The organism is Leptospira soteropolitanensis (genome assembly GCF_026151655.1).
In the GTDB taxonomy this organism is placed as follows: domain Bacteria; phylum Spirochaetota; class Leptospiria; order Leptospirales; family Leptospiraceae; genus Leptospira_A; species Leptospira_A soteropolitanensis.
In genome coordinates this window covers 20,849-39,546 of sequence record NZ_JAMQPN010000006.1, presented here as the reverse complement: position 1 = coordinate 39,546, position 18,698 = coordinate 20,849, and the positions used below count along the sequence as shown (strand labels likewise).

Genomic DNA, 18,698 nt, shown 5'->3' with positions numbered 1-18,698 from the left:
TATCGGAGATTGGTCTATGCTTTCTTAACAAACGAAGGACGATCTATTTCCTAGTTTACAAGGCAGAATTTCTGTAGAAAATGAAAACAATGGCACCGATCCAAGAAAAACGGAAATACGTCCGCGTACAGCCACTGCAAAATGAACCAGTTGCAATCCATTTAATGGGGGCTTCTCTTTTGGATGTTCTAATCGCGAGTGACATAAGTATGGGCGGAATTGGAATCATCGCTCCAAATCATTTCGATGAATGGGATATGAATGAAACCGTGGAAATCCTTGTGGCTCTTCCTGGAGATTTAGAAGATTTTTTAGCTCGAGGTGTGATTAGACAAATTGGTAAAAAATCAAAGGAATCAGGAGTGTATGGAGTCCAATTTACGGAAATTGGTCCTAAAGGGAAACAGGATTTACAGGTTTATGTAAATCGTATGATCCGGCAAGGTCGAGAACTCAAATAACTTCTAGTTGTGCTCTCCATTGAATTGGTTGTGAAATTGGCAAACTAGAGTTTTGCTTTTCTCTATTATTTATTTCCTTATCTTATACTAGAATTATTCTAAGTATTGTGGTTTACACTTAATTCCTTATGTTAGTATATATGAATGTTCGGGGGTTGTTCTATGGCAATGTTTCGACTATCAGGTGTTTCTAGGTTAGACCAACTTAAAATATACTCACCAATTTTTATACAAAACTTAGAAGATTCTCATAAACGAGAATTGATGATCACAGACCAAGCTTCTAAAATACTTTCCACACTTAGAAAACTCTGTGTACCCGATTTAAACCAAAGTTACTTTGCCTTCCAATTAAACGTTGATTCCATAAAAGAAAATGAATTGAAAGTGTATGGAAAGCCAATGATTACGCTGATACAGAATTTATTAGACAATCATTTAGCGATGCCAATTTTTTATTTAACAAGAGTTGAGGAAGTTGAAACGGCAAATCTAGGTCCATACATTTCCTCAATGATAGGTCCGATCCAAGTGGAACTAGCTATTGTTTCTTATTCTGGTGATCGGTTCGAAGAAAAGTATGCATTAGCCTTTAATGCAATTGCAGCAAGATCTTTTGTGAATCTTCAGAACTTTTTAGTAGATAATTATAAGTGGGAACCTTTTGATTTTTTTCAGATTTCTGAAGAATTCTTAAATTTGAAACCATATTCTATCATTCGTCAATTATTAGAGGAATTTGAAACCCCATTTGCTATTGATTTGGAATTCAAAGAAGAGTTAATTGATTATTTGGAACAAGGGTTTCTTGATTCTGAAATTTATTTTTTTCTTCCTTATGTTGGTTGGATTTATTTTGATACAACTGATCCAATTCAAAAGGAAAGTGAATATTCTCCTTTTTTTGAAAAAAAGATCGTTCCTAAACTTTTCGAGCTAGAGCCTAGTTTAAAAGAATCTTATGAATTAATGAAAACCAAACTTTCTGAAACTAAGTTTGATGAACTTCGAAGTAAAACTTATTTACCTCAAATTGAATTTGCAGAAACCATTGAATCGATACTTTTTAATGAGTCTGCGCCGATTTTGGAGTTTGTTAAAATCTATCATTTGCTTTGTTTGAAAGCCGAGAAAATCTCTGAGGAAAAAGCAGAAAGGGAAGCAAAACAACATTTTGATATTCTATATACGATGATGAAAATGGGTGATAATTTTATCAGTCGCTTTTTGTTAATTGGCCAGACATTATATTCGGGAAGAGACCGCGTCATTGAGGCATTAAAAAGTACTGATGATGTAATGCACTGTGAGTATTATTTTAATTCAACATTCTACTGGGTATTTCTTTCGAAAGATATTGCTTCAGCAATCATTGTTTTGGATAAAATCATTGAACAATATTATGAAGGAGATCATACACTTTATATATTTGAATTATTGATGGAAAAATATCCGGAGGTGAAAAAGAGTTTTTTAACGAATCAAAAGTTTAAAACTTTGTATAAAGCCGCCAAGAATAAGGTATATTGGAAACAAGTTTCTCTTATCCAAAGGTTATTTCGGTTTTTTGTTGGTGATGTGTTTCCTATTGAATGGGAAAAAAATATTTTATCAAAAATAAAATACACTCAAATGAAGGCCAAGTATCTTCCCAGAATGAATAAAACAAAGCCTACTTGAATCCTTCGAAAATTTTGAATATTGGCTTGCCAGAATTTTCTTTTGTCTTTACCTAAGAGATAACCGTTAGGGGTGCTATTTCCTTTGCTCTTATGGGCATCAGGGCAGAGGTTTGGCTGAGAAATACCCTTTTTGAACCTGATCCTGGTAATGCTTGCGAAGGGAAACGTGAAAAATGAAGAAATCCAATTAAGGTTTTTTCCTTAGTTTTTAGGGTAGAGTTTTTCTCTCTTTCGTTTGGTCCATTGGGTCTGTTTCCGGTTAAGGAAAACTCATTATGGAAAAGAACTCCACACATCCCATCACCATCCCAGAAACAACCATCACACTTTCGAACCATACCAAGTTTCAATCTTACCGAACGGAAGGTATGTTTTGTATCCATGAAAATGAATACGATTATAAAAATGGAATTCCAAAACTACGAGAGTCTTGGATCCAAACCAGAGAGTCCAGAGGTGATCGGAATTTTTCCCAACTCTATTATGCCAAAAGAGATATCATCACAGAAGAAATGATGTATGTGGCCAAAAGAGAAGGGATGACTCCTGAATTTGTTTTGAATGAGGTAAAAATTGGTCGCGCAATTATACCATCAAACAAACGTCATTTGGAACTTGAGCCGATGATCATTGGTAAAAAATTTTTAGTGAAAATTAATGCTAATATTGGAAATTCAGCCATTCTTTCTTCCATTGAAGATGAAGTAGAAAAACTTCGTTGGGCTTTGCATTGGGGAGCAGACACTGTGATGGATCTCTCCACAGGAAAAAACATCCATGAAACCAGAGAATGGATCATTCGGAATTCTCCAGTTCCGATTGGAACCGTTCCTTTGTACCAAACTTTGGAAAAGGTAAAAGGTAAAGTAGAAGATTTAAACATCAATGTATTTATAGAAACCTTAGAAGAACAAGCCGAACAAGGTGTGGATTATTTTACGATCCATGCTGGTGTTCTTCGGGATTATATCCACCTAACAGACAAACGAATCACAGGGATTGTCTCCAGGGGAGGGTCCATCCTTGCTAAGTGGTGTAACCATCATAAAAAAGAAAATTTTCTCTATGAACATTTTGATTTAATCACTAAAGTCATGCAAAAATATGGAGTTTCCTATTCATTGGGCGACGGGCTTAGGCCTGGTTGTATCAATGATGCCAATGATGAAGCTCAGTTTGCGGAACTAAAGACCTTGGGGGAGCTTACCAAACGTGCTTGGGCCGATGATGTCCAAGTGATGGTGGAAGGACCAGGACATGTTCCCATGCATCTCATCCAGGAAAATGTTCGGCTCCAAGAAGAGATTTGTATGGAAGCTCCGTTTTATACACTAGGGCCCCTTGTCACAGACATTGCTCCAGGATATGACCATATTACTTCTGCGATTGGTGCTGCCATGATTGCTTGGTATGGAACGGCTATGCTTTGTTATGTGACTCCCAAAGAACATTTGGGACTTCCCAATAAACAAGATGTAAAGGATGGGGTGATTGCCTATAAAATTGCAGCCCATGCAGCTGACCTTGCCAAAGGCCATCCTGGTGCCAAAGAAAGGGATGATTTGTTAAGTAAGGCTCGGTTTGAATTTCGTTGGGAAGACCAATTTGCACTTTCCCTTGATCCAGAACTGGCTCGTTCGTACCATGATGAATCATTGCCGCAAGATGGAATGAAAAAAGCACATTTCTGTTCTATGTGTGGACCACATTTTTGTTCCATGCGTCTCACAACAGATTTAAGAAAAGAAACGATAGAAGCGGGGGCGGTAGACGGCTCTAAAACTCAGTAGGGTATGTCTATATTCATTTGTTAAATCATGTTTGTAGATTGTCCAATGAGTATTTCGATTCGCAGAGAAGATTCTGATTTATACTGATTTTAGGTTTATATAATGACGAAGAGAGATCTTTTTGTATAGCCAAAGAGTCAGCATAAACGAAAAAACCCGGCCAAAAATGCCGGGTTTTTCAAAAGAGTTTTCGAATCTATGTTTTGAAAATGGAAAATCTTTGATTTGTGTGAGACTATAATCCCAAACTACGACCAATGATTTCTTTCATAATCTCCGTTGTTCCTGCATAGATGGTTTGGATCCTTGCATCGAGATAAGCCCTAGCAATTGGATATTCCATCATATAACCGTATCCACCAAAGAATTGTAAACACTCATCGGTATGGCGTTTTTGCATTTCTGTTGTATACCATTTACACATAGAGGCTTCGGCAGTTGTGTTTTCACCTTTCATATGTTCCATGACCACTTTGTCACAAAAAACTTGAGCCATTTCTAGTTCTGTTGCCATTTCCGCCATTTTAAATTTTGTATTTTGGAAAGAGCCGATTTTTTGTCCGAATGCTTTTCTTTCTTTTATGTATTGAAGGGTTAAGGATTGTACAAGCCTTGTTGCTTCCACAGCAGCCACTGAAAGTACCAAACGTTCTTGTGCTAGTTTTTGCATGAGGTAACGAAATCCTTGTCCTTGTTTGCCGATGAGGTTTGTTTTCGGAACAATCACATCATTAAAGTACAATTCAGAAGTATCTTGGGCTTTGAGTCCGATTTTATCTAAGTTACGTCCTCTTTCAAAACCTTTCATTCCTTCTTCAATCATCACAAGGGAAATGGTTCCATTATCATGTTTTACTGCTGTGATGATAAGATCTGCTAATTGTCCGTTGGAGATAAATGTTTTTTGTCCATTCACTACAAAGTGGTCACCTTTATCTATGGCACTGGTGCGAAGCGATTTTAAATCAGATCCAGCTCCGGGTTCTGTCATCGCAACCGCAAGGATGGATTCCCCTGAGGCACATTTCGGAAGCCAACGTTTTTTTTGTTCATCACTGGCGTAAGTAGAGATGTACGGAGCGATCACGTCATTATGGAGGGAGATAAAAAATCCACTGTTACCCACACGAGACGATTCTTCGATGATGATGATATTATACAAAAAGTCAGCACCTGAGCCGCCGTATTCTGTAGGGACATCGGGACAGAGTAGGCCGTTTTCACCTGCCTTTCTCCAAACTTCTTTAGGTACGATATGGTTTTTTTCCCATTCTTCGTGGTGTGGTTTTACTTCTGTTTCAAAAAATTTCCGAGCCATCTCGCGGAATTGATGGTGTTCTTCAGTAAAGGGGAGGATACGCTCCATATGATTTGTGACTCCTTGATATGGAAATGTTACAAAAATGGCGAATTGAGGTCAATTATAAACAGTGTTCAGCTTCATGTAGACACCGGGATTTTTCTTAATGTACTGGATGGCATCTTCCTCGGAAAGAACATAGAGTTCTGTCCCCGGCCAGGCCACGAAACTAAAATTGGATGGAAGGTTTTTGGTGAGGGAATAAATTTCCCCAACAAAGTCTCCAGGGCCCAACTCCCGGATGGTTTTGTGGTTTTGCATGACCACAACGGTTCCCGACCGAACAATAAAGGCATTATGAAAGGTTTGGCCTTCTTCGATCAGCGCCACTTCCTTTTTTACTGTTTCGAGTTTGAGGATGAGTTCGAGTTGGGTGACTTGGTAGCTCGTGAGTCCGCGGAAGGTTTGGGATTCCGTGAGGGTTTTCCAAGTATTGGTTTCTCGGATGCTATTCAGTTTGGTAAGGTTTTCATGGAGTTTGGATCCGCGGATGAACTGGAAGAATCTGGTTTTTTCAATGGTAAGCGCTACTACATCCGTTTCAGCATAAACATCCGCTTGGCGGGCTGTATCTAAAATTAGGGAAGCTTCCCCAAAGTATTCATAGGTTCCATATCGTTTAACGGCTGCTTGGTCTCCGGAAAGTCCTTCGAAACGAACATTCCCAGAGGCAATGATAAAAAAGCGATCTCCGTGGGTTCCTTTTTTGATGATTTGTTCCCCGCGGCGAAACTTTTCTTCCTTTACGATCTGCAAAAACTCCTTCGCCTTTTCAATCGGGAATCCAGAGAAGATATCGATTTGCGAAAGAATTTCTAAAAGTTGAAATGCTTCTTGGTGTTTTGGGGGAGTGATTTCCGGATATAAGGTATTTTCAATACCAAATTTAGCAAGTGTTAAGTGAGTTCCTTCCGGCATATCTTTGGCTGCAATATGATATACTGTAATTCTTTTTTGCACTTCTTCTGGAAGGGAAGCAAGGTAACTAATTTTTGTATGTAGAGGAGGAACACCTGCCTCGTGATAAATGATTTTACGATCCCAAGGAAAATCTTTTAAAAACTGGTATCTAGTTTCAGGAAATACACCTTTTTTGTACATTTCTTCCAATGCTTCCGGATCATTTAAATGATCAGAGGTATAATAAAACGATTGGTCTTGGAAAAAGAATTCGAAGCCTACAGAAGGAATGGAATGAAGGGCATAGTGAAAATAGAACTCCCCTCCGTTGATAATGGTTGGTCTTCCAATGACTACAGGAATAAAATCAAACAGGTCTGTGATTTCTCGCCGCGGAATCTTTGTTAAACTGCAATATTTTTTTAAGAAAGATTCCATCACAGTGGCTGTTGCATAGATCGTAATTTTAGATTCTTCCAAAATTTTTTGAAATGTTCCAGCGTCATGGTCAGCATGGCAGTGCGTTAGAATGATGGAGTTGATGAATTTAGGATTTACATTGGATTCTCGTAACCACTCGGTGGAATTCACCGGTGGATCTACCATTATCCCTTGGCCATTCAACCAAATGATAAAGCCAGAAGTGTTGTCAGTCGGATCAAACCCGTGAGAGGGGCCGAGGCAAGTGATTCCAATGATTGGGGGTTGGAAAGGTTCTTCTAATCTTTTTCCAATATCATATTTTACATGGAAGTCAACTTCACCGGGCGTTTTGATTTTTTTATCTCCATCCACAATGAGAAATTCATTAGATGGGAGTTGTTCAATGGTGATCTTTCCAAACTGGGCTTTGTGGTTTTCGTCGAATAAAACAAACTCAACTACTTCTTCCATCGTTTTGTAACTACGGAAATGTGCCATCTCAGCTTTGATATCGGGAAAACCAAAACTTTCCGTTCCATCAATAAACTCAGATGCAAGGTTTAACTCTTGCGGTCCCATAAGAGATTCCCCGAGAACAATCGTTAGCTGCTCTTTTTGTTCTGCGGAGCAAACGATAAACGTTTTTTTACCGCCGCGAAAGAAGAAGTTGAAGTAAATGGGGAATTCTAACTCCGCAATGGAGATCCCTTTTTCTACATGAAAGAACTTATTGGGAAGGACAAACACCAGAGGGGTTTTCTTTTCGAGCCCCATGGTGTCTTTAATTGTTTCCGGAGGGGATCCAATTTGGATGTACCCTTCGGATGTATCGACTAAATATCCCCCTCTAGGGAGAGCGGTAAAACCATTCGGTTCAGAACTGACCATTAGGGGATAATTTATTTCCTACTTGTGATTTTCTATAAATTTTTTAATTTGAGGTTTTGGTAAAGCACCAATTGCTTTATCTACTAAAACTCCGTCTTTATAGAGAAGAAGGGTAGGGATGGACTGGATTCCCAATTCCTGAGCCGTCTTCTGATTGAAATCAACGTTTAGCTTAGTAATTTTAACATCAGCCATTTCTTGCGACAATTCATCAAGAACAGGAGCCACCATGCGACATGGCCCACACCATTCCGCCCAACAATCCACGAGTACTACGCCTTTAGCAGTTTCTGCTTTGAAATTGGCGTCTGTGACTTCTGTTAGTGCCATATTTCGAAATCTCCTTTTGAAAAGTATTGTCCTTTCTATAAACTAGACTGAGGATTCTAGGGAAAATAGTCGATTATTGTTTCTTTTTTTTCTTTTTATCGTCGGATTCGAGGTCTGCAATTTTTTGTTGGAAGGACTCAATGAGCGTTTTTGTTTTTTCTAAGTCCTCGGTTTCGCCCGTAATTTGAAAAATTTTGCGGTTCATCTCTAACATTTCTACAGAATGTTTCAAATCTGTGGAATCTTGTGTAGACATTTCGAATTTTGTCCTATAATCCTGGGCGGCTTGGTTAGCAAGTTCTATGACAAGATTGAAGTGTTCTTTACGAATATAGTAATACGGATTTTCCAAATCCTGTTCTTTTTCATAAGCGATAAAATCGAATAAATTTTTGGTACAGGCTGCCACTCGGAAATGAATGTCCGGCCAGGACCACTTCCACTTAGAGTTGGTTCCAAAAGCAGTCGTTGTTTTTTTTATGGCTTGCAGTAAGCCTTTGATAAGGTTTAGCCTTTGTGTGGGAGTGAATCTTTCAATTTTTGCAAGTTGTTCTTTATTTTCTGAGAGGGATCCATCCACATTGTTTCCCACAGTTTTTTCAATATAAGAAATACAGTTATAAATTTCCTTTCTTGCTGTTTCTAAGTAGTTGTTATTATTGATTTCTAAAATGGCATTGGATAACTCATTGATCACAATACAGGTGTTAATGGTTTTGATCGAATTGATGGCTAAGGAGAGATTAAAATAAGGTTCCATATCCTTACTTTTTTTGGCTTGGACTTTGTAGATATTGGCTTCTTTTTTTAACTCTTCCAGGAAGTTTTTGAAATCTACCAGTTTGTCGTTAAAGTCTGCCTTTTTTTCCTTCGTGATTGCCATAGTCTGGTATCATTTTCGGCAGAATCGATTAGATTTGTCCATAAAAAACGTCGACCCCCGGACCCTTATGGCGAAACTGGAATAGAATGGAAAATTCTCCCAGGAAACAACGGGATCTCCTCGATCTCCTCGATACCTACAAATACATGAACCAGGCTATATTCTGGGATTTTTTAGATTTGGATGGTCGGTGGGATTTTGCCAACGGTTGGTTGCATTTAAACCATCCAGAGGAAGAGTGGAGGGTAAGGGCTTCGGAACAATCTCCCCCCATCCGCCCAGAAGGCACTGACCACTAAAAATCGGAAAAGACTCTTAAGGCCAGCTTGTCGGAACTCCAAGGCCAAAACTTCAGGCCTTGGTAAATCAAATTAGTAAGTAATTTTTAAGTCAGAGATATCGATGAACTTTCTAAAAAGAAGGTTATTGTTCGGTTTCTTTGTATCAAAAATAAGAACAGCTACCTTGTTAAAAGTAAGAAAGTTCGGTCGGTATTGTGTGTAGTGGTGACTTGTGATCGTCGCACGATACTTGTTGTTATAAATTGTATACGTATGTTTGGGAAGAGTTTCGTGCACTTGGCGTTTTTTCTCATCCTCAGTCTGCGCTACATAGTTATAAATAACTTGTTTTTCTTTGGTTGGACCTGTTTCACCAAACAGAGTGAAGGGGAGTGCTTTCGCATTGTTTTTGCAAAGATAGTCCACTACTTCGGTAAAAGTTGGTTCTGGCATTTCTGCTTCAAACCCAGCAAAATGACGTTTTTCTACTTCTGCTTTTTTCTTTGCATAAGTTTCTTCACCCCAGATTTCTTTGGCAGTCACGGGAGTTGGCATTACATTGGAAAAGTATAAAGTTCTTTCGTCTTTTTCAGGATCTGCCTTTCTCCAAGCAGGATAAGGGATGAGTTTTCTTTCATCCGAATTGGTTCTGTCTCCCTCGTATCCAGCAAGGACATAGATTGCATATTCTTGGTTATCTGGAACTCGAGATTCTAATTCCACTTGGACATCCAAAAATTCGCCTTTACCTGTATCAGCATGTCGTCTAACAAAGTTTACACCTTTTAAACGAATTCTTGAATCATAGATAGAAAGTGGATACAAGTCGCGGTTGTCTTTAGAGGCAACAGCTCCCGCAGTTCCCTGTGTATTCCCTGTTTCCTGTGCCAATAGAGCACAAGTGAGTAGGGTGAATGAAATGGCGAATATTGTTTTGTTCATGTTCCGACTACCAATTTGGTTTATACAGTTAGTATCGAAGAAATGCCCTAGAAAAATTAGGGAAATTAGGCTTTTTTCGGGCGATTGTTCTCATCCACGAAGACCACTTTGGGTTTGTAATCTGCGGAAAGGTCCTTTTCATCCACTTGGCCGTAGGTAATGATAATGACTTTGTCCCCTTTCATTCCCAGTCTTGCCGCTGCCCCATTCAAACAAATGGTTCCAGAACCGCGTTCCCCTACGATGAGGTAGGTTTCGAACCTGGCTCCATTATTGACGTTTACTACGCTGACTTGTTCATAAGGTTTCATCCCGGCCAAATCCATAAGGTCTTGGTCAACAGTAAGACTACCTTCGTAGTGTAGCTCCGCTTCGGTAACGATGGCTCTATGGATTTTGCCTTTGCAAACAGTGATGATCATTCTGACCTCTCAAATAAAACTCTAAACATTTTGCCCGATAGATTCAAAAGGCTTTTTTGGACGAGAACATGGATTTTCGTATTGATCCGATCGACAGTAAATGGGATGGCATCGAAAAGCGGTGTGACCACATAATTTTCGTAGAGATTGGGGTAATGACGATTTTCATCCACTACACGGCCACGAAAGGCTTCGAGTAACTTCATCATCACCCGTTTGTCTTCCCGGGAAAGGACGAGTCCTTCCATCGGTTTTAAGAATCGTAAAGTAAATCCTTGGATTCCATTTCCCTCGATTTTGGGAATGGCATCAATATGGCCCTTTTCTTTCAAAAATAAAAGTGCTTCGTTCAGTTTGACGGGGTAAGGGGAGTCTTCTAAGTGGATATAGTCTCCTCTTGTGATCATCTCCGCATGTTTTTGGAAATGAACACCATCCGAATAGTAGAGCAGTTTTGCCAAATCTAGGCGGGCTCTCCCATTGGGTGATTTTTCGAGGATCCAAAGGATCGCATGACAAAGTTTCTCCATCAAAAAGGACTTCCTTCTTACCTGATTCCTTCGATCGTTTCGTACAAAAGATACGTCAATTTCCAGGAAAATTCCAGGAAAAATCGAAGGGAATCCATGCTCTTTTTAGAACACAGTCCATGTTTGACAGGGGGCATAGGTGCGAAAGCGGAAAATCTTTTGGTTTCGCCAGCAATCCTTACTTCCCTTGGGGTAGAGTTGGTTACCTTACAAAGGGGAGGGGATTTTACGGCCCATGAACCAGGTCAGATCGTTGGTTATTTGCATATTGATTTGAAAAAAAGAAACCTCAGTTTGGGAGATTTTTTACGTGCCTTAAACCAAAGTTTGGTGGTCTCGATTCAAAAGACTTGGGGGTTCACAGTAGAAGAAAATCCCAAAGCACCGGGGCTCTATACGGTGGAAGAACCTAAACGGAAACTGGTCTCAGAAGGGATTTATGCAAAATCTTATTTTACTAGTTTTGGATTTGCTCTGAATGGTGTGAACAACCTGTCTACCTTTTCTCTCATCAATCCTTGTGGGGCAAGGTCTGAGGATATGACATCACTTCTAAGGTTGGGAAAAGATATGGATTTCCCGAAGAAACGAAGGGAATTTGTAGAGATTTTTACAGGAACATTCATTGATCTACTCCCTTAAATTCTAACGTATTTTCCTCCGTAAATTCCCTGAATTGGCCGAAAGGTATAAGGGGGATCTATGAAATATTCGCGTTTTTTTCTGTCCTTTATACTTTTCTTTTTCCTCTGTGAAGCCTTGGCTCTCAGTGCAGTGGTTTGGACTTTTTATGAATCTTTGCAAAATGCTCTCACCCAAGAACAGTTTGTTTCTGACCATAGAGCTCGCGATTTGACTTTGGCATTGGCAAAAAGTTCGGAACAAAGGCTACAGAACGAAGGTTATGTGGAACTGGATAAAATGTTTCATCGTTATGTAGAACAATCTAAAAATGACCCCGAAGAGTTTTACATCCAGAAGATCAGTTTATATTCTGCAGATGCCGTTTTACTTGTTTCCACGGATACCATTTACTCACCAGAAGAATTAAAAAATAGAAAACCCGATGAGGCACTCCTACATTCCACATTTTTTAAAAAAGGAATTAGGATGAAAAAATGGCAATGGTCAGAACCGGAAAATGGAGAAAATCCTATCTTAAATTCAAAACGAGATCCGAAAGTCAGGTCTGGGTTTGAATGGGTTCTTTCCTATTTGCCACTTGCTAAGTCCAACACGGTAAGGCTTACTTCTCCTTTATACAAACCAGGAACCTTGGATGTGATTGGACTTGTGATTTTGGTTTATGAAAGAGGGAACTTGGGATTACTTTTCGAAAACCAATGGAAACTTGTGGAATGGATGGTATTGAATTATATTCTATTTGCATTTATCGTAAGTTTGGTTTTGACAGGTGCTTTTGTTATGTATACTATGTTAGTTGCAAGAGATTCTTTAGTAACACCAAAAGAATCAGAGAATCTTCCTTTATTTGAGAAAAAAACTGTAGAAACGATTGTTACACCAGAGAGTCATGTGGAACCAATTGTCGATTTAACTGAAGAGTCAAACGAAGGAATAAATGTAGTAGGTGGATCTGAAAGTGAAGTGGAGATTTTACCTGGAGGACCACTTGTTTCAAATGTTACACCCGATTCTAAAGAAACACCCGTTCGCGATGCGATCTTTTTAGGATAGATTATGGAACCAAAAGATAAAGTATTTTCAATCCAATTAAAAGGTGGTTTAGACGGGACTAGCGCCGATGATTTTTACCGATACTTTGAATCTCAAGTGGGTAAAGGTTATAGAAAATTTTTGTTCCAGTTCGGAGCTTTAGATTTTATCACCTCTAATGGAATTAGTGTGATTGTCAAAATCCATAAACAGATTACAAAGATTGGTGCAGTTTATGCCATTTATGGAGTGAAACAAGAAGTGGAAGATGTACTGACTTTAGTTGGTCTTTTCGATAAACTTCCGATTTTTCGAGACCACAATCAGGCAGAATCCTTTCTTTTAAAGATGGAACCAAAACGTACCAATCCTCCCGAAACAAAATCTACTACGGAGTCTGCACCACAAACACCTGTGGGAGGAGAAAATCGGATTCGCTTTTATTTTACTGGAAAATCCAAAGAGAATGATGCATCTACTCATGGGATAGAACCTGTTTCTCGGTTGGAATCTATCCCTGAAGCAGAAATACAAGAACCGGTAACTCCGCCTAATCCTAGCTCTTCTCCGATGGAATTAGTTTTGGAAGAAAAACTGAACAGCCTAAAGCGGGAAATCAAAGAAACTTTAAACCATGAATTAGAGAGAAGATTTGCGGTTTATAAAACCCCTTCTGGAACGGAAGAAAAAAGAATTACGATTCCAAGTTACATTCAATCTAAAACAAAACAACTAGAAACAATCGAAAGAATCATTCAATGCGAAGTTTGTGGGACGAGGTTAAGACTCCATAAATTTGGAAAACATGAATGTCCGGGATGCTCTACCCAGTTCGAAATGAGTACAAGCGGTTCTGTGCGTTTTCTTGAAAAATTGAATCCTATCTAAAATCTGGTCGTATGACAAAACAAGCCAAGGGAAGTGAGTCAAGTGCCAGGCGTTCACTTGCCCTTTCTTTTTATACATTTTTATCTCGAATTTTGGGTCTTGTCCGCGACCACTTTATGGCTGTTAGTTTTGGTACGGGAATGGTTGCTTCTGCATTCAGTGTGGCCTACCGCCTACCTAATATGTTTCGTAATCTTTTGGCAGAAGGAACACTTAGCCAATCCTTTATGCCGATATTCTCTGAATATGAAAAGATCGGTATTTTGGAAGCGAGGGTGATGGCAGGAACTGTCCTTAGTTTCCTTTTCCTTTGTTTGTCTTTATTTGTGGCTTTGTTTTGGTTTTTTGCGGCTGGATTTTTGCCCGCACTTGTGGGTGGGTCTCCTGAATACGGGGCACTTGTCGTTGAACTTTCATTAGTTTTATTTTTTCTCATCATGACTGCTAGTTTGTCTTCGATTTTTATGTCAATTTCGAACTCTCATCATAATTATTTTGTTCCTTCCTTATCTCCTATTATTCTTAACTTTAGTTATTTGATTGTTTTTATTTTTGTTTTTCCATTTTATCATGAGATTCGAGACAAAGTGTTTGTTCTTGCTTATGGAATTGTAACGGGAGGTGTTTTACAACTTCTGGTTCAAGCTTGGTATGTTTACAAAAATGGTTACGGTCCCATCTTCCGTTTGAATTTGAATCATCCTGCAATTCGTAAAATCTTTAAACTCATGTTACCAGCAGCCCTTGGGGGAAGTTTTTACCAAATTGGACTTCTTGTGGATATATTTTTAGCTAACTATATTCAAAACCAAAACCCAGGTCTTGGGGCTGTGGTTAGTTTGGATTATTCGCAAAGACTTGTCCAACTTCCTACAGGTATCATTGGTGTAGCCCTTGCAACGACCATATTACCTTCCCTTTTGAAAGACCTACGCGAAGGAAGAGAAGAAAATGTTCCAAAAGAAATATCCGATGTATTATCTTTTGCATTTTTTTTGACACTACCGGCAAGCATTGGTTTGGCAGTCCTTGGGGAAACAGTTTTGGATTCTATTTATTTCGGGGGACGGTGGGATCATTTAGCAACAATGACTGCTTTTTATCCTTTGGTATTTTATTCCTTAGCCATTCCCTTTTATAGCATCAATAAGGTTTTGGTTTCTTCCTATTATGCTTTTTCTGATACAAAAACTCCTTTAAGAATCCAATTGGTTTCTTTTTTCTTAAGTGTCCTCGTAAGTATTGGGCTTATGTTCTTTTTGAAACATTCTGCTATTGCTTTGGCTTCGGCCCTCAGTGCTTCTGTGACCTCTTCGTTATTATTGTATTATCTGAAATCCCATCAGGTAAAAATTCCTTTCCTTGTTGTTTGGATTCGCATTTTGAAAATGGTGCCGGCCCTCTTTGGACTTTTCCTTTGGTTGGTGGTTTCTGAGTGGGTGATAAAACCCATCTTAGTTACCTATCTTTCCAATGGCTTAGGACTCGGTTTTGCCAATGTAAGTCGGCTTTGCCTTGTGGTTTCCATTCTCCCAGCGGTGATCATCTATTTTGTTGTGGCAGGAATTACTAAATTGCCTGAGGCAGAAATCATCGTAGGAAGGTTTTTTAAGAAGATTCGAAAAAAAACTTCTTAGTGATTTTATCACAAAACTTTGGTTTGTTGAATCGATTTCATTTGTTTAGAGTAGAAATCGTAAAAATTAAAAAAACCGATGGCTGTTTGATTTTTTAAATAAACACCCATCGGTTTTTAATGTAGAGTTTTGTTTTCAGCAGTTATTTTGACTGCATTTTACTTTTAAAGTTTTGAAACCACGTCTTCACAACGTTTACAAAGTTTTCCTTCTGTTTCAGAAACATGTCTCCAACATCTTGGGCACTCGTGGTGGTGTGGTTTACGGATTTGAATCGATGCTTTTTCACCCTTCCATTCCGAGAACACTTCACCAATTTCCTTTTTATCGAAGGAAACTTCTGATACCACAAAAAATAGGCTTAGGTCGTCTTTGGAAAACTTTGTATCTTTTAGGGAATCACTAGAGACTAAAACTTCCGCCTCCAGTGACTTTCCAAGTTTTCCTAATTTCCTTGCTTCTTCTAAGGCTTTTTGCACCACTTCTTTGGTTTCAAACACAGGAGTAAATTGGGATTCTAAATCTGAATCGATCCATGAAGATAAGTCTGAAAAATCAGAATAAAATACAGATTCTTTTAGACCAAATTCAGTCCAAACTTCTTCTGTTGTAAAAGAAAGGATGGGAGCAAGAATTTTTGTTAACGTTTCTAAAATGACTGCCAAAACAAATTCAGAAGACTTCCTTGTTTTTGAGTCTTTGCCATCACAGTACATTCTGTCCCGAATGACTTCAAAGTAGTCTTGAGATAAATCCACTGTACAGAAAACTAAAACCCGATGATAAACCTGATGGAACTGGTAATTCTCATACAATTTTTTGACATCTTCATTTAGTTTGGCTAATTTATGCAGGTAGTATCTATCAATTGGTTCTATATCTTCTTTTTTTAGATTCCAGCCAAGAACTTCTGCTTTAGTATTTCCTAATAGATAACGGAAGGTATTTCTGATTTTACGATAAGCTTCTGCTACCGTTTTGATGGAATCCTTTCCTATTTTGACATCGTCTCGGAAATCTTGGGTAGAAACCCAAAGTCTAAGGATATCGGCACCGTATTGGTTGATGATGTCTGTAGTTGGATTGATCACATTTCCTAGAGATTTAGACATGGCATGACCTTTTTCATCTAACACATAACCATGAGTGAGTACGGACTTATAAGGAGGCCTTTTACGAATGGCCATTGATGGCCAAAGAGAAGATTGGAACCATCCTCTATGTTGGTCGGAACCTTCCAAATATAAATCCGCTGGTTCTTTTTCTAAAGAGTCACCAAACACAGCGAAGCTGGATACTCCGGAATCAAACCAAACATCCAAAATATCTTTATCTTGTTTTAGGTCATCTGAGCCGCATTTTGTACATTTGGTTCCTTCTGGTAAAAGGTCTTTTGCTTCTCTTTCATACCAAACTTCAATCCCTTCTTTTTTGACAATTTGAATGAAGTGTTTTATCGTTTTGTCATCTAGGTGAGTGAAACCACAAGATTTACATGTAAAGGAAGGAATCGGAACTCCCCAGTTCCTTTGTCTCGACAAACACCAGTCAGGTCTTGATTCTACCATAGAGCGGATGCGAGTGATTCCCCAATCAGGAATCCATTTTACCTTGTCGATTGCCTTTAGCGAATCTTCCCTGAGACCTGCATGGTCGATGGAAAAAAACCATTGTGGGGTCGCACGAAAGATCAAAGGTTTTTTACTCCTCCAGCTATGAGGATAAGAGTGAGTAAATTCTGAATAATGGACGAGTGCATTTTTTTCTTTTAGGAGATCTACAATCTTAGGATTTGCATCCCAAATTTTAATTCCCTTCATCATTTCGAATTCGTCCGTATAACGGCCGTAATCATCTACAGGAGAAAGAGGGGGAAGGCCTGCTGCCGTTCCTACACGGTAGTCATCAGTTCCGTGGCCAGGGGCAGTGTGAACACAACCTGTTCCTGCATCCAAGGTGACATGATTTCCAAAGAGTGGGATGGATTCACGATCAATAAACGGATGTAAGAAGGTCATTTGTTTTAGGTCGGCACTGGACAAAGATTTGATCTTTGTGAGAGTGATTCCAGTTTTTTGTTCGACTGCTTCCTTTAATCCATCGGCCAAGATCAGTCTTCCGTGAGAATCGGATTGGAATAGAGAGTAGTCCAATTCGTCATTAAAACAGATAGCAAGGTTTGCAGGAAGTGTCCAAGGAGTAGTAGTCCAGATTAGGCAATAAGTATCTTTTTCGCCCTTTACGGCAAACTTTACATAGATGGAAGGTGAGACATGGTTTTGGTATTCGATCTCTGCTTCTGCATGAGCTGTTGCCAAATCAATACACCAATAGACAGGTTTTTTCCCTTTATAGATATATCCTTTTTCAAATAAGGATCCAAATACTTCTACGATCCTTGCCTCAAATTCAGGAGCCATCGTTAGGTATTTGTTCTCTTCTTCCCAAAAACATAAAAAACGACTTAAGTCTTCCCCTTGTTTGCCAACAAATTCAGCTGCATACTCACGACATTTTTTTCTCAGTTCACTTGGACTTGTATTTCTTGCTTCCTTACCAAGATTCTTTAATACCTGTACTTCGATAGGAAGACCGTGACAGTCCCAACCAGGGATCATATCGGTTTGGAAACCGGAAAGTGTTTTAGATTTAACGATGATATCTTTTAGAATTTTATTGAGAGAGTGACCAACATGGAAATTTCCATTGGCGTAAGGAGGTCCATCGTGTAATACAAAAGAAGGTTTAGATTTACGAATTTCCTTCATCTTTTGGAAGACTTTTTTCTCCTTCCAAATTTTAATTTGACCTGGTTCACGATTTGCCAGGTCGGCTTTCATAGGAAAGGAGGTCTCAGGGAGAAGAACCGTTTTAGAATAAGGATTTTCCGTTTCTGGTTTGGCCATAGTAAGACCAATGTTTGTGGTCTAGGCCAAAGAGAAAACGGAAAAAAAATCTGGATCTAGAGTTTGACTCGGACCTTGGGGAGTTCGTCCCTTAACCTAATCACATCGATTTTTTCGAGAAGGGTTTTTTGTAAAACGAGTTGTTTTAGGTGGTTAAGTTTTGCAAGGTTTTTTGGGAGAGTTTTGTATTCACGCATGAGGCTAAGGTCAAGGATTTCCAAATGGGGAAGTGCCGCGATTACTTCTACATCAGCTTCTGTTAGTTGCACTTTGGTTTCATCGAGTGCCAGAGTTTTTAATTTTTGTAAACGGCCAACGACTGGCGGAATTTCACGAAGTTCCGTTCTTCCGAGAAGGAGTACTTCGAGGTGTTCCAAATTTCCGATTTCGTCCGGTAATGTTTGGAGAGGATTTCCAAATAGATTGAGAATCTTTAGTTGTTTGAGGTTTCCTATTTCTTTGGGAAGTTTTTTTAGTGAATCGTATTGGAGAGTGAGTTCTTCAACTTTTGTCAAATTCCCTATGGATTTAGGAAGGACTCCCACTTCTTTGTTGGAGAGGTTTATGACTCGGTCTTCTTTGTGGTTTTCTAACCATTCCTCTGCATTCACAACTTCTTTGTTGCATTGAACAGTTAAGGAAAAAACAAAAAGAAAAGATACAGCGGTGAAAACAAAAGACTTCATAAAACCAGATTT

The 18,698-nt window shown here is 38.9% G+C and carries 17 protein-coding genes; 8 read left to right on the top strand and 9 right to left on the bottom strand.

The window, feature by feature from the left end:
* The first annotated feature begins 89 nt into the window (after nucleotides 1-89).
* From ND811_RS13160 to thiC, 3 genes are all read left to right on the top strand, one after another.
* Nucleotides 90-461: a PilZ domain-containing protein gene (locus ND811_RS13160; protein ID WP_265352632.1), complete on the top strand. Its 372-nt coding sequence runs from the start codon at nucleotides 90-92 to the stop codon at nucleotides 459-461.
* 162 nt (nucleotides 462-623) lie between these two features.
* Nucleotides 624-2,141 (top strand): hypothetical protein, encoded by a 1,518-nt coding sequence (locus ND811_RS13155; RefSeq protein WP_265352633.1) that lies wholly within the window; start codon nucleotides 624-626, stop codon nucleotides 2,139-2,141.
* Nucleotides 2,142-2,418: 277 nt separating this feature from the next.
* Entirely contained in the window at nucleotides 2,419-3,933 is a 1,515-nt protein-coding gene (thiC, locus tag ND811_RS13150; RefSeq protein WP_265352634.1) for a phosphomethylpyrimidine synthase ThiC, read from the top strand.
* Nucleotides 3,934-4,168: 235 nt separating this feature from the next.
* On the opposite strand, the gene ND811_RS13145 is transcribed toward thiC, so the two are convergent.
* The 4 genes from ND811_RS13145 to ND811_RS13130 form a co-directional block, all read right to left on the bottom strand.
* Nucleotides 4,169-5,299, bottom strand: coding sequence for an acyl-CoA dehydrogenase family protein (locus ND811_RS13145; protein WP_004787102.1), 1,131 nt, complete (start codon nucleotides 5,297-5,299; stop codon nucleotides 4,169-4,171).
* Nucleotides 5,300-5,350: 51 nt separating this feature from the next.
* The gene (locus ND811_RS13140; RefSeq protein ID WP_265352635.1) at nucleotides 5,351-7,504 is read right to left on the bottom strand and encodes a cAMP/cGMP-dependent 3',5'-cyclic-AMP/GMP phosphodiesterase; all 2,154 of its coding nucleotides are present in this window, start codon (nucleotides 7,502-7,504) and stop codon (nucleotides 5,351-5,353) included.
* An 18-nt stretch (nucleotides 7,505-7,522) separates the two neighbouring features.
* The gene (gene trxA, locus ND811_RS13135) at nucleotides 7,523-7,834 is read right to left on the bottom strand and encodes a thioredoxin (RefSeq protein ID WP_265352636.1); all 312 of its coding nucleotides are present in this window, start codon (nucleotides 7,832-7,834) and stop codon (nucleotides 7,523-7,525) included.
* Between the two features lie 73 nt (nucleotides 7,835-7,907).
* Nucleotides 7,908-8,717 carry a hypothetical protein gene (locus ND811_RS13130; protein WP_265352637.1) on the bottom strand — a complete coding sequence of 270 codons (810 nt, stop codon included), beginning with the start codon at nucleotides 8,715-8,717 and terminating at the stop codon, nucleotides 7,908-7,910.
* Nucleotides 8,718-8,803: 86 nt separating this feature from the next.
* On the opposite strand from ND811_RS13130, the gene ND811_RS13125 reads away from it, so the two are divergent.
* The gene (locus ND811_RS13125) at nucleotides 8,804-9,016 is read left to right on the top strand and encodes a hypothetical protein (protein WP_135574274.1); all 213 of its coding nucleotides are present in this window, start codon (nucleotides 8,804-8,806) and stop codon (nucleotides 9,014-9,016) included.
* Nucleotides 9,017-9,088: 72 nt separating this feature from the next.
* On the opposite strand, the gene ND811_RS13120 is transcribed toward ND811_RS13125, so the two are convergent.
* The 3 genes from ND811_RS13120 to ND811_RS13110 all read right to left on the bottom strand — a co-directional run bounded on the left by ND811_RS13120 (nucleotide 9,089) and on the right by ND811_RS13110 (nucleotide 10,892).
* Nucleotides 9,089-9,940 (bottom strand): hypothetical protein, encoded by an 852-nt coding sequence (locus ND811_RS13120; protein ID WP_265352638.1) that lies wholly within the window; start codon nucleotides 9,938-9,940, stop codon nucleotides 9,089-9,091.
* Between the two features lie 65 nt (nucleotides 9,941-10,005).
* Nucleotides 10,006-10,362 (bottom strand): aspartate 1-decarboxylase, encoded by a 357-nt coding sequence (gene panD / locus ND811_RS13115; RefSeq protein WP_135574270.1) that lies wholly within the window; start codon nucleotides 10,360-10,362, stop codon nucleotides 10,006-10,008.
* Complete coding sequence (locus ND811_RS13110; protein ID WP_265352639.1) at nucleotides 10,359-10,892, bottom strand: type II toxin-antitoxin system antitoxin SocA domain-containing protein; 534 nt, start codon at nucleotides 10,890-10,892, stop codon at nucleotides 10,359-10,361. Before ND811_RS13110 ends, panD begins: the two co-directional genes overlap by 4 nt.
* Here ND811_RS13110 and lipB point away from each other — a divergent pair.
* From lipB to murJ, 4 genes are read left to right on the top strand one after another with little or no spacing between them, the layout of a single operon-like run.
* Entirely contained in the window at nucleotides 10,875-11,534 is a 660-nt protein-coding gene (gene lipB, locus ND811_RS13105; RefSeq protein WP_265352640.1) for a lipoyl(octanoyl) transferase LipB, read from the top strand. The genes ND811_RS13110 and lipB overlap by 18 nt on opposite strands.
* Nucleotides 11,535-11,594: 60 nt before the next feature.
* Nucleotides 11,595-12,590: an LIC_12071 family protein gene (locus tag ND811_RS13100; protein WP_265352641.1), complete on the top strand. Its 996-nt coding sequence runs from the start codon at nucleotides 11,595-11,597 to the stop codon at nucleotides 12,588-12,590.
* Between the two features lie 3 nt (nucleotides 12,591-12,593).
* Nucleotides 12,594-13,457 (top strand): STAS domain-containing protein, encoded by an 864-nt coding sequence (locus ND811_RS13095; RefSeq protein ID WP_265352642.1) that lies wholly within the window; start codon nucleotides 12,594-12,596, stop codon nucleotides 13,455-13,457.
* 11 nt (nucleotides 13,458-13,468) lie between these two features.
* A complete protein-coding gene (gene murJ, locus ND811_RS13090; RefSeq protein WP_265352643.1) occupies nucleotides 13,469-15,094 on the top strand; it encodes a murein biosynthesis integral membrane protein MurJ in 1,626 nt (541 codons plus the stop codon).
* A 164-nt stretch (nucleotides 15,095-15,258) separates the two neighbouring features.
* On the opposite strand, the gene ileS is transcribed toward murJ, so the two are convergent.
* Together ileS and ND811_RS13080 are read right to left on the bottom strand one after the other, a co-directional pair.
* Nucleotides 15,259-18,000: an isoleucine--tRNA ligase gene (gene ileS, locus ND811_RS13085; RefSeq protein WP_265352644.1), complete on the bottom strand. Its 2,742-nt coding sequence runs from the start codon at nucleotides 17,998-18,000 to the stop codon at nucleotides 15,259-15,261.
* Nucleotides 18,001-18,056: 56 nt separating this feature from the next.
* The gene (locus ND811_RS13080) at nucleotides 18,057-18,686 is read right to left on the bottom strand and encodes a leucine-rich repeat domain-containing protein (protein ID WP_265352645.1); all 630 of its coding nucleotides are present in this window, start codon (nucleotides 18,684-18,686) and stop codon (nucleotides 18,057-18,059) included.
* Nucleotides 18,687-18,698: the final 12 nt, after the last annotated feature.